The following is an 11,427-nucleotide window of genomic DNA, read 5'->3' as shown; positions in this document are numbered from 1 at the left end:
CGTAGCTGACCGTATTCCGTTGGCAGGGTGTCCTGGCTGGAACTGCTGGTGCCTTCGTATTTCTCGAAGACCTGCATATTGTATTCGGCCTTGGCCTGGTAATCCGCCGCCTTTTGTGCGTGGTCGGTGGCGAACGGGAATACCTGATCGATGAAATTCGGTTCCGGTGGGTTCTCCGGAATCTGAACCACCGAGTTCTTGGTGTTGTCGAATACATCCCGCTGCATCGTATGAATACTCTGCGCTTTGCCGAGCTGGTTGGCGCCTTGCTGTGCCGATTCCGCCAGCGGCGCCGCCGCGCCCGCCGCACCCGCGCCAGCGTTACCTTGCCAACCAGACTCGATTTCGGCCTTCAGCTGCTGAATCTCGCCAACCCGCTCGTTCTCACTGCTGGCGATCTCACTACCCATGCCTTCAGCCTCACCGAGTGAGCCGGCGCCTGGGCCGCCATGCACTACCTCGTAGATCTGGCTTGGTGAAAGACTGAATAGTCCACCGATAGCCGCGTTGAATACGTCCTGCGATGAATTCGAGTTTACTGGCGATGACATCAGGATCCCCCCTGCATCGTGTTAATCATCATTTCGGCGACCCCCTGGGCGGCGACGCAGGGATCGCGTTGGCCGACGTTGGCGCGGGACACTTTCACGCCGATGCTGAGGAAGAGTTGGTCGGTGGCGCCAACGGCGAGGGTGCAGTAGCCCTTTTCGTGTTCACCTGCGACTGAGCCGTAGGCAACTACGGGGTGGCCTTCGATGGCGGGGAGTTCTTCGAAGACGGCGTTGGTGTCCTGGTTGGCGTAGATGTCGCTGATCCCGTTATTGCCAGCTGTCACAAAGATGATCGATGCATTCGACACTGCCTCGTTGTTCCACCAGAAGCATGCCGGGCCGGCCTTTGCTGGGTCCTCTTCGCCGGGCTCATCGAGAGCGAGTTCTTGTAGTTGCGCGGAGGTGAGCGTGCTGCACGGGTCCTGCTGGTACTTGCTGGTGTCGAGCGGGTTTTCGACTTTGGGTGCGCCCTCGGGTGTTGTGTCGCCGCCGCTGGGTGAGCTGTTGGTTGGCGCGCTTCCGGTTGCGGCCGGGGTGGCTTCGCCGGTTTCGGTGTCGGCGCAGCCGGCGAGCAGCATGCCGGCGGCGAGAAGTGCGGGTAGCAGGGTCCAGGCGCGCATGGTTACAGTGGGCCGCCCTTATCGTCTTGGCGGCGCATTTCCCGGGCTGCCTGGTCCTCGGTCTCGGTGTATTCGCCGAGCGCCTTCGCGCATTTATCGGCCTGCGCCTGGCAGTACTCGCGGCGTTCGATCAGCGAGTCGATGACCTTTTGTCCGGCCGCATTGGCTGCCAATGCATAGCGGGCGCTCACATACTCGTTCCCGGGACCCTGAATCCGCCGTAGGGGCTCCGCCCTCTGGACGTCCGCATTGTAACTGTTGGCTAGGCCTTGCCAGCGTCGCATGATGGAGCGGAGTTGTTCTTCGGTGTATTCGAAGCGGCCGCCGCCTTCGCCGCCACCCTGGTTGGCGACCGCGCCGAGAGCGCTCATCGCCCCCGCGCCGATCGCGCCTGCGCCGACAGCGGCGCCTACCGTGGGTGCGGCGCCCGCTGCGGCGCCTAGCGCGGCAGTCTCCGGGTTCGGGCCTGGCTGGCTCATGTTCCCCTCCTCGCGGCATGAGTTGCACGTATCGGGCACGTGCGGTCACGACCGTAACACCGGGCGCGATCCGGTGTGCTCGGTTTCCGGGGGATTCCGCGGAAACCGCTACGGGTGAGTGACTCGTCCCTTTTCGTATATCGGACGGCCCGGGCGCCTGTCCAGGTTCCCTCGGTGTCAGGAGACGCGTTGGGCGGGCAGCCGATGCGGCCGGCCGCGCAGGACATCGACTCGGTCGCTGCCGGGTCGGCCAAGTACCCAGCTTGACCCGCGGACCGCTTTCGCGTGCGTCTTCAGCGGTGCGAGCAGTCTGGCGACCTCGCGGTAGGAGTTCACCGCGCCAACAGCGCACACCAGGGTGGCGAGCGAGACGGTGACCGGCAGCCGTTCCACCATCCATTGCCGGTCCAGCACCGCTGAGGCCACGATGGGCAGCTCTTCGAGGTCGCTGACCAGGAGGAAGTCATCGCCGCCGACGTGCCCAATGGTCACCGTACGCAGCCCGGTGGTCGCCGAACTCAACGTCCGCCCCAGATCCCTGAGCAGATCGTCGCCGGCCGCGAAACCAGCCGTATCGTTCACCGTCTTGAAGCCGTCCACGTCCAGCCAGGCCGTCGCGAACGCGCGGCGCGCGGCGATCCGGCCGTCGACGTCACGGGCGACCACATCGCTGCCGGGCAACCGGGTCAGCGGGTTGAGCGCGGCGGCATGCTCGATCTTCGTCTCGGCGACGCCGCGAACCACCTCGGTTACCCGCACCATGCCGACGCACCGGCCCCGCGCGTCGATCACGATCACGTTGTCACCGGTCCTGCTCCACGCCGCGTTGGTCACCAGGTCGAGTAGCTGCATCGCGGTTGCCTCGATCCCGATCACATGCGGGGGATCTGCCAACCTGGCCGCCTCCTTGCTCGCATGCAGCGCGTGCCCGTACGGCCCGGTGACCGCGAGCAGGAACCGGTTGCGGTCGATCGACCAGCGCGGGCGGTCGTGCTCGTCCACCAGCACCACGCCGGTTGGACCACCCTCGGCCACGAACACCTCGCGTACTTCATCCGCGGTGGCCTCCGCCGGCAGGGTGTGGGCCGGACGCAGGAAGTCCCGTACCCGCGGCGCCTGCGTGGGTCCGAAAGCGACCGGATGCTGCTTGCCACGCGCCGGTGTGACGGGGCTCATGGATGGCGCGGTGCTGAGCTCGAACCGCGCCTTGGCGAGCAGTTCGCCCTGGGCCAACCGGATACCAAGGCCGCGGGCGGCCTCGAGCTGCGCCTCGGTTTCCACGCCGACCGCAACGGGATGGGCGTCGTTGCGTTTCGCCAGATGCACCAACGATTCGGTGAGGGCCATGGCGCACGGATCATCCGGTAGCCCCGCGATGATCCTGCGGTCGATCTTGATGGTGTCCGCGGGGGCTTGTGCGAGTACCCGCATGGGCACGTCGCCCTCCCCAACGCCGTCCACGGCGATGCGGAAGCCCTGTTCGGCAAGTGCGTGCATACCGCGCAGCAGGGTGTCTGGCGGGATCCGGCCGAACGGCGGACAGATCTCGAGCACGACGTCCCTGGTGCGCCTGCCGGAGTCGCTGAGCGCCCGCAGCAGTGGTTGAAACTCCCGCACCGGCCGAACGGCGGTGGTGGCGAGCAGGTTGACGTGCAGTGGCAGGTTGGCGTCCTGCTCGGCCGCGGTGTGCACGGATTTGGTCGCCAGCGCGAGATCCAGCTCCGCCAACTGAACCTGCCCGCGCGCGCTGCGCAGCAGATCGGTAATGCTGCCGGCCCGCGGTCTCGCCAGGGTTTCCACCGCCACGACCTTGCCATCCCGCAGGCTGTACAGCGGTTGGAACGCGAAGCGCACGGTGCCGAGGTCCGCCTTCACAACCGCCATCCTCGGTCTTGCTGTAGGCCCATAGGGGACATGGTTATCAAAGGTTCATTCGTGTTTTGCCATTATCACCCGTTCGTACTACATCCGGAGTGGTCGGTCCGTGTTGGGGGCTAGGCACCCTGACGTAACCGATTCCTTAACCGCGATATCCCTGCGGATTGCCGTCGTCGCTGTCCTGGTGGAAGGTGGGTGCGCGTTTGTCGGTCAGTGCGGCGAGTCCTTCCTGCACTTCGGGTCCGGCGAAGCCGAGGAACTCGAGGGCGAGCGCGGCATCGAAGTGTGGCATGGCCGAGCGCAGCCAGGAGTTGAGGGCGTGTTTGGTCCACTGGACGGCGGTTGGCGCGCCGTTCGCGAGCCGGCCAGCGATCTCGGTCGCCCTGTCGGTGACCTCGTCGTCCGGTACGGCAAGGGATACCAGGCCGATTCGTTCGGCCTCGGCGCCGTCTAGCTGATCGCAGGTCAGCAGGTAGTACTTGGCCTTGGCCAGGCCACACAGCAGCGGCCAGATCAGGGCCGCGTGATCGCCCGCGGCCACCCCGAGTTTCGTGTGGCCGTCGATCAACCGCGCATCCTTCGCGACCACCGAGACATCGGCGAGCAGGGCGGCGGCCAGCCCGGCACCGACGGCGACACCCCGCACCGCGGACACCACGGGCTTGGTGAAGTTCACCAGGTTGGTGACCAGCTCCCGCGCTTCCCGCAACCCGGCAATGCGCGCCTGCGGATCGTCGGCGAGGTCGCGGACCCAGCCCAGATCACCGCCGGCGCTGAAGTTGTCACCGGCTCCGGTAATTAGCACGGCGCGTACCCGCTCATCCGCATCGGCCTCGCGCCAGATCCGGGTGATCTCGCCGTGGCCAGTCGCGTCCAACGCGTTGGCTCGACTGGGATTGTCGATGCTCACGCGCAACACGCCCGCCCCGGCCCAGTCGAGTTTCAACACTTCGTAGTTCCCGTAGCTGTCCATGTGACGCCTCCTCGGCCCTGATCTGAGCTGCGGAGATTAAACCCTGCCGTGTGTGCGCAGCGTCCGGATGGCAGCCAGGGTGACCAGGCCGCGCCATTCCACGGTCTGGCCGGGGGAGAAGTGCAGGAAGTGGAAGTCCCAGCCGCCGTCGCCCAACTGCTCGCCTTCCAGCCGCTCCAGATCAGCTTCGATCATCTTGTCGCCGAACAACTCCCTGCTCGGCGCCGCTGGCCGGGGCGAAAGATCGAGCGGCTTGATGTGCTCGTTCTCGATTCCACCCTCGACGGGGACCGTGCCGTCCGCGCGGATCGCTGGACGGAAGCGCTCGATGGCTGCCGCGGCGCGGACCGGATCGGGGACCGCGTCGAGGAATTCGAGTGCGCACTTCACCGTGTAGCCGGCCGGGTTCTCGATCGCGTCGATCTGGTTCCAGCACCATGCGGTTGCCTTGTCGAGCCACGGGTGCCGCACGCCGAGACGCCACAGCCTGGCCGCGAGCGCGTAGGTGAAAAACCCCGCCGCGGTATCGGGCGCCATCCATGGCGCGTGCGGGTGGGCGGCGGCCGATGGCAATACGGTCGGCAGACCACCGTCCGGGTGGGCGATGGTGGCGGTCCAGTCGGCCAGCTCGGTGATCATGGGGTCGTCCCCGGCGGCCACGTCGATGAGCACGTCGAGCGCCGACAGGGCCGCGGCCGGTTGGCTACCGGGACACCGTACGTCGGGTTCCAGCGCATGCCCGAACCCGCCATCGCTGTTCTGGTAAGCCTTGAGCGCGGTCAAAACCGGCTGAATCGGCGCGTCATCAAGAAGTACGGCCAGCTGGTGCCGCTCAAGGAGGCGGGCGGTGGATTCGGTGAACTTCCGGGCAGCTTTCAGGTCAATGCTCATGCGACGGAGGCTACGCAGCCGTTAACGCCGCGTCTTCCAGAAATCGGACAGCGGTCAGGCCGGTGAGACACCGCACTTCGTCGGCCATATGCGCCTGGCTGGCGTAGCCAGCCGCAAGCGCACGATCGGCCAGCACCGGCTCACCGGCCGCGATCAGGCCACGCAGCCGAGCCACCCGAGCCAGGAACTTGGGGCCGTAGCCCACCGCCGCGCTGACCAGCCGATTCAGATGACGCTCGCTGACCCCGAGATCAGCCGCGACGGCCGCGACGCGAGCCCCAGGAACACCCAACCGGCGAACCGCGGCGCCGATGAGCGGATCCGGTTCCGCCCTGCGGTGTAACACGGCCTCTGCCAACAGTCGAAGCCGCCCCGACGGCTCCACCGGGTCCGTACCGTCGGTCCACTCGGATGTCGAGGGCCACAGTTGGGCAAGCGGGATCTGTTGATCACGCACCTCGTACGCGGGAAGGCCCAGCACGGCGCCGGCCATTCCCGGCCGTAGTCGAATTCCACAGGCTGGCGCGCCGATCGCCGCCCAGACCAGCGGCTTGGTGTCGGCGCCCATGACGAAGGGTCGGCCGTCGAGCCACACCAGGTCCACGCACCCATCCGGGATCACCCGCTAACCGGCCGCGCGGCTGATCATCGGCAGCATCCCGCCAGATAGCCGGCGTCGTAGCGCCGAAGGGGAGTCCGCGTAGATCGCCCGCATCGCGGCCAGCGTGCCGAGGAGGTCGTCGCGCCCGGACAGGTAGGCGCGCTGCGTCGGTTGATCCATACCGAAGAACACCTCGAAGAACACGGCGAGTTCGGCGCCGGACATCCGGCGCAGCGCGCGCAACCCGTACCGGCGCAAGGCGTGCACGGAACGCGCGCGGTTCGGCCAGAGCACCGCGCCGGCCGCCGAATTCGCCGCCGCCGGGTTCGGCAGCCCGCCGGCGATCGCGGCCGCCACCGGTTCCGCCAATTGCAGCGCGCTAGCCAGGCCGTAGCCGGTGGCCGGATGGACCAGACCAGCGGCCACCCCGAAACCCAGCACCGGGCCGCGCGGTAAGGGCAGGTCGAGCGGGATACGCACCCGCTCCGTGCGTAGTGCCTGTGCCGTGCGGACCCCGGCCGTGGCGAGTCGGGCCGCCAGTCGCTCGCGCAACGGTTGGTACGGCAGCGCCGGGCGCTTGGCAAGCGAGGTCTCCTCGACGAGTACCTGGCCCGTACCAACCGGAACTCCGTAGCAGAAACTGGCGGTGCCGCCGGTCGCGTTGGGTGCCGGCCGCCAATCCATCAGCACCGCCGAGCCCGGCTCGACGAGCTCCGCAACCACGGCCTCGGGGAAAACCAGCCCGAAGGCGGTCTGCTCGGTGCGCGCGCCGCGTACCGGCCCACCGGACAGTGCCCGTGCGTACCCGGTGGCATCAACGGCGACCGCGCTGGCCAGCTGCCTGCCGCCAGCCAGCTCGATCGTCACGCCATGCGGTCCGGTGCGCACCCCACTGGCCGACGCGCTGATTCGCTCCACCGTGTCCTCGCGAAGCCAGCGAGCCAGCCCGGCGTTGCGGAGTATGAGGTAATCGCGGTCGACCCGTTGGTTAGCGCGCGTGATGACCCTGGTCTGGCTCGGTCGGGCGGCGATCGTCGAGCCGGGCAGGAACTCGAGTTCGTCCGCCCAACCGCCGTAGGTCGCCGGCCATCGCCGTTCCGGCGCCGGATCGAGCACCGCGACGCGCAGGCCGTACCGAGCACAGTGGCTCGCCAGCGCCCATCCGGTCGGGCCGGCCCCGGCCACCACTACGTCGAACACGCCTTGATTGTCCCAGTAGGTATTTGTCTCGGTAGGTACGGCGCTACGGTCTTGGCATGGTCAATGATCAGGACACGGGTCGGGCGCTGCGGCGGGGCGCGGTGTCCGGCGCGCGATACCGGGATCTGGCGGCGAGCCCATACCGGGCGGATCGCGACCGGATCGCCACCTCGCCCTATTTCGCCCGACTGGGCGGTGTCACCCAAGTGGTCAGCACATCCGGATCGGCGCTGCTACACAACCGCCTTACGCACAGCATCAAGGTCGCCCAGGTCGCCAGGGCGATCGCGGAGCGACTGACCACCGAGCCGACGCTGGCCAGCGCGGTGCGCGAACTCGGCGGCTGCGAACCGGACGTAGCGGAAGCCGCGGCGCTCGGGCACGACCTCGGGCACCCGCCGTTCGGGCATCTGGGGGAGCGGGTACTCGATCGGATCGCGCGAAACCGGTTCGCGCTCGCGGACGGGTTCGAGGGCAACGCCCAGTCGTTTCGGATTCTCACCACGATCGACACCAGAGGGCCAGGAGGCGCCGGGCTGGATCTGACCGCAGCTAGTAGGGCAGCGGTGCTAAAATATCCCTGGACGCGGCTGCACTACCCGCGGCCGCATCCCCGCGACTTCTCCCGACCGCCACGGGGCGCGTCCGAACTGGACGAAGCACCGGGCAGTGGTTCGGCGAAATTCTCCGCTTATGTCACGGAACTGGACGATGTGCGGGACTGCCGCGCACCCTTCGATGGCATCGTCGCCGACTGGCAGCAGACCGTCGAAGCCTCCGTGATGGACACCGCGGACGATATCGCCTACGCGATCCACGATCTGGAGGACTTTCACCGGATCGGTGTGTTGCAGCACGCGGCGGTGGCCGCGGAGTTGGGGCAATGGCAGCGCTCAGCCATGGAGCTGGCCGAGCTTGATTGGGCGACACTGGTGCAACGAGAGCGCCGGCCGGGGCACTCGCTGGAGATGTTGCGCCGGCGGCTGCACGCCAAGGACGGCTGGATCGTGCACGACGAAGCCTTCGCGATGGCGGTGGCCTCGGTGCGCGCCGACCTGGTTGACGGGCTGCTCGCGGTACCTTTCGACGGCTCAGCCGAAGCCGAACAGGCCGTCGCGGCGTTCTCCGGCCGCTGGACCGCGAGACTGGTGCACGGCGTGCTGGTCACCGAAGATCCGGACGTGCGCTCCGGTCATCTGGCGCTACACCAGCAGCCGTGGCACGAGGTGCAAGTCCTCAAGTTCGTGCACCGGCAGTTCGTCCTGCAACGCCCCAACCTCGCGCTACATCAGCGTGGCCAGGCGGAATTGCTCGGCACCCTGGTTGACGCTCTGGATTCGTGGGTGGCCGATCGCGAAGAAGCGCACCGCCTACCGCGCCGGCTCAACGATCTTGTCGAGGTGGCCCGCGCGGAATACGACTCGATCGCACGAACCGAGCCGGAGCTGCTTGCTGGTAGCAGCGGCGAGGCTCCGCACGGGACGGATGCGCTGCGGGCGCTGGCCAGGGGGCGCGCGGTGCTCGACTTCGTCGCCTCGATGACCGACGGGCAGGCGGTGACGCTGATGGACGCGCTTTCTGGTCGCGGCACGCAGCCCTGGTCGGACGCGTTCGTACTGTGAGCGCACGGGAGGTAGCCGGTGGCGGCCGCGCGATCGAAGTCAGCCAGGAACGGTTGCCCGGCTGGTTCGAACGGTTCGCGCGGCGGCATGGCGGGATCCGGCACACCGAGCTTGCCGTGGACACCGTGCGGGTCGTGGCGGAGGACGCGGCGTCCGCGAGTATCGCCGTACCGTTCGGGCCGCTCGCTGGTGAGCAGGTCGGTGCAGGGCCGGTGCCCGGTCTGCACATCGACGCACTGCTCGCGCATCTTGCCGAACCGAGACGGATCGGCCTGCTGCTGGTCCGGCTCGGCGGCCACAGCGTGGGGATCGCGACCGCAGGCGAGGTGCTTCGCTCGCGAACCGGGCGGCGCCAGGTACACGGGCGTAATTCCGCAGGCGGTTGGTCGCAGCAGCGGTTCGCGCGTCGCCGATCGGAACAGGCCACGAAGGCGTTGCGGGCCTGCGCGGACGATGTCGCCGAGGTGCTGATACCGGAATTGCCCGAGCTAGCAGGGGTGGTACTGGGCGGTGACCGGGCGGCACTGGATACGCTGCGCGAGGACAGCCGGCTGACCGGGGTGTTCGCCCTTGCCGCGCCGCGCGTGCTCGATGTGCCGGAACCCCGTAAACGAGTCCTGGACGAGGCGGCTCGGCGCGCCTGGTGCGTGGAGATCGTGATCGTGGACGGGCCCGCGACGGACGGATGAGGCCGCGGTGTGCGCAACGTCGCCGGACGGGGTGCGAAATCCAGTAGCGACGACCCGTACACTGGACGCGTGGTTAGTGCGGATTAGCTACGCGATAAGCCCGGCGGCTACGGCCGCTGGGCCGCTGACGGCTGCCCGAGACCACTTCACCCACGGAGTTTCCCTTGATCACCGCGAACGACCTGGAACTACGCGCTGGCGCGCGAGTGCTGCTCGCCGACGTCACCCTGCGCGTCCAACCCGGCGATCGAATCGGCCTCATCGGGCGCAATGGCGCGGGCAAGACGACGACGCTGCGCGTGCTCGCCGGCGAGGGCGACCCGCACGCGGGCGAGGTGCGCAGCAGCTCGGAGCTCGGCTATCTGCCACAGGACCCGCGCGAGGGCGATCTCTCTGTGCCAGCCAAGGATCGGGTGCTCTCCGCCCGCGGCCTTGATTCGCTGCTCAGGGATATGGAAAAGGCCCAGTCGGCGATGTCGGAGTTGGTCGACCCGGTCGCGCGGGATCGGGCGATCCGGCGGTACGGGAAACTGGAGGAGCGGTTTGCCGGGCTTGGCGGCTACGCCGCCGAGAGCGAGGCGGCGCGGATCTGCGCGAACCTTGGCCTCGAAGCCCGGTTGTTCGACCTACCCCTGCGCAACCTCTCCGGTGGGCAACGGCGCAGGGTGGAACTGGCGCGCATCCTGTTCGCGGCCTCCGATGTGGGCGCGAACGGCAAGTCGGACACCACGTTGCTGCTCGACGAGCCCACCAACCACCTCGACGCCGACTCGATCACCTGGCTACGCGGCTTTCTGCAAAATCATGACGGTGGTCTCGTGGTGATCAGCCACGACGTGGAGCTGCTCGAAGCCGTGGTGAACAAGGTGTGGTTCCTGGACGCCACCCGTGGCGAGCTGGACAGCTACAACATGGGCTGGCGGCGCTACGTGGACGCGCGGGCGACCGATGAGCAGCGCAGGCGCCGGGAACGGGCCAACGCGGAGAAGAAGGCCGCCGCGTTGATGGCGCAGGCGGACAAGATGCGCGCGAAGGCGACCAAGGCGGTCGCCGCACAGAACATGGCGCGCCGTGCGGAGAAACTCGTCGCCGATCTGGACGAGGTGCGTCAGGACGACAAGGTTGCGAAGATTCGCTTCCCGGCGCCGGCCACCTGCGGGAAGACTCCGCTGACCGCCGAAGGGCTGAGCAAGTCCTACGGTTCCCTCGAGGTGTTCTCCGGGGTCGACCTGGCCATCGACCGCGGTTCGCGGGTGGTCGTGCTCGGACTGAACGGTGCCGGTAAGACCACACTGCTGCGCCTGCTCGCCGGCCAGGAAACCGCGGATGCCGGCAAGGTGGTGCCGGGTTATGGCTTCCAACTCGGCTATTACGCGCAGGAACACGAAACGTTGGACCACGAGGCCAGCGTCTGGCACAACATCCGACACGCCGCGCCGGACACGCCGGAACAGCAGCTGCGTACGCTGCTCGGCAGCTTTCTGTTCAGCGGGGAGCAGCTGAATCAGCCAGCGGGCACGCTCTCGGGTGGGGAAAAGACGCGCCTCGCGCTCGCTGGACTCGTATCCAGCGCCGCGAACGTGTTGTTCCTGGATGAGCCCACGAACAACCTCGACCCGGCGAGTAGGGAACAGGTGCTCAGCGCCCTGCGCAGCTATACCGGCGCCGTCGTACTCGTGACCCACGACCCGGGTGCGGTCGAAGCGCTAGCGCCCGAACGGGTGATCTTGCTGCCGGATGGTACGGAAGATCACTGGTCGAAGGACTATTTGGAGCTCGTTCAGCTCGCCTGACCGGACCAGTCGACGCCGATTCGCATCGATTTTCCCAACTTGCCTGGCATTCCCGGCTACTCTGGTCGATCATTGCGACGGCAGGGGTCAAAATGTGGCCCTCGACACTCTCAGGTGGAAGGCGGGACGA

At 67.6% G+C, this 11,427-nt stretch carries 10 protein-coding genes and 1 pseudogene; 3 read left to right on the top strand and 8 right to left on the bottom strand.

Annotated elements, in window-relative coordinates:
- The 8 genes and pseudogenes from EV191_RS13545 to EV191_RS13510 form a co-directional block, all read right to left on the bottom strand.
- Positions 1–551: pseudogene (locus EV191_RS13545) on the bottom strand (PPE domain-containing protein); the annotation flags it as partial.
- Entirely contained in the window at positions 551–1,171 is a 621-nt protein-coding gene (locus EV191_RS13540; RefSeq protein WP_132877372.1) for a DUF3558 domain-containing protein, read from the bottom strand. The pseudogene EV191_RS13545 and the gene EV191_RS13540, both read right to left, overlap by 1 nt.
- A gap of 2 nt (positions 1,172–1,173) precedes the next feature.
- Positions 1,174–1,650: a hypothetical protein gene (locus EV191_RS13535; protein WP_132877371.1), complete on the bottom strand. Its 477-nt coding sequence runs from the start codon at positions 1,648–1,650 to the stop codon at positions 1,174–1,176.
- Positions 1,651–1,827: 177 nt separating this feature from the next.
- The gene (locus EV191_RS13530) at positions 1,828–3,534 is read right to left on the bottom strand and encodes an EAL domain-containing protein (protein WP_132877370.1); all 1,707 of its coding nucleotides are present in this window, start codon (positions 3,532–3,534) and stop codon (positions 1,828–1,830) included.
- A 136-nt stretch (positions 3,535–3,670) separates the two neighbouring features.
- Complete coding sequence (locus tag EV191_RS13525) at positions 3,671–4,501, bottom strand: enoyl-CoA hydratase/isomerase family protein (RefSeq protein ID WP_132877369.1); 831 nt, start codon at positions 4,499–4,501, stop codon at positions 3,671–3,673.
- 36 nt (positions 4,502–4,537) lie between these two features.
- Positions 4,538–5,392: a prenyltransferase/squalene oxidase repeat-containing protein gene (locus EV191_RS13520; RefSeq protein ID WP_132877368.1), complete on the bottom strand. Its 855-nt coding sequence runs from the start codon at positions 5,390–5,392 to the stop codon at positions 4,538–4,540.
- Between the two features lie 10 nt (positions 5,393–5,402).
- Entirely contained in the window at positions 5,403–6,014 is a 612-nt protein-coding gene (locus EV191_RS13515) for a DUF6597 domain-containing transcriptional factor (protein ID WP_341539609.1), read from the bottom strand.
- 3 nt (positions 6,015–6,017) lie between these two features.
- On the bottom strand, positions 6,018–7,193 hold the full coding sequence (locus EV191_RS13510) for a lycopene cyclase family protein (RefSeq protein ID WP_132877367.1): 1,176 nt from the start codon (positions 7,191–7,193) through the stop codon (positions 6,018–6,020).
- Positions 7,194–7,249: 56 nt separating this feature from the next.
- Between EV191_RS13510 and dgt the strand changes: the two genes are divergently transcribed.
- From dgt to EV191_RS13495, 3 genes are all read left to right on the top strand, one after another.
- Positions 7,250–8,815 carry a dGTP triphosphohydrolase gene (gene dgt / locus EV191_RS13505; RefSeq protein ID WP_132877366.1) on the top strand — a complete coding sequence of 522 codons (1,566 nt, stop codon included), beginning with the start codon at positions 7,250–7,252 and terminating at the stop codon, positions 8,813–8,815.
- Entirely contained in the window at positions 8,812–9,504 is a 693-nt protein-coding gene (locus EV191_RS13500; protein ID WP_132877365.1) for an acVLRF1 family peptidyl-tRNA hydrolase, read from the top strand. The genes dgt and EV191_RS13500 overlap by 4 nt, the downstream gene beginning before the upstream one ends.
- Positions 9,505–9,668: 164 nt before the next feature.
- Complete coding sequence (locus EV191_RS13495) at positions 9,669–11,297, top strand: ABC-F family ATP-binding cassette domain-containing protein (protein WP_132877364.1); 1,629 nt, start codon at positions 9,669–9,671, stop codon at positions 11,295–11,297.
- The last annotated feature ends 130 nt before the right edge of the window (positions 11,298–11,427 follow it).

The sequence above is a fragment of the Tamaricihabitans halophyticus genome, from assembly GCF_004340875.1.
In the GTDB taxonomy this organism is placed as follows: domain Bacteria; phylum Actinomycetota; class Actinomycetes; order Mycobacteriales; family Pseudonocardiaceae; genus Tamaricihabitans; species Tamaricihabitans halophyticus.
Note: the sequence above shows the minus strand (reverse complement) of the source record. Positions and strands in the feature narration are given on the sequence as shown.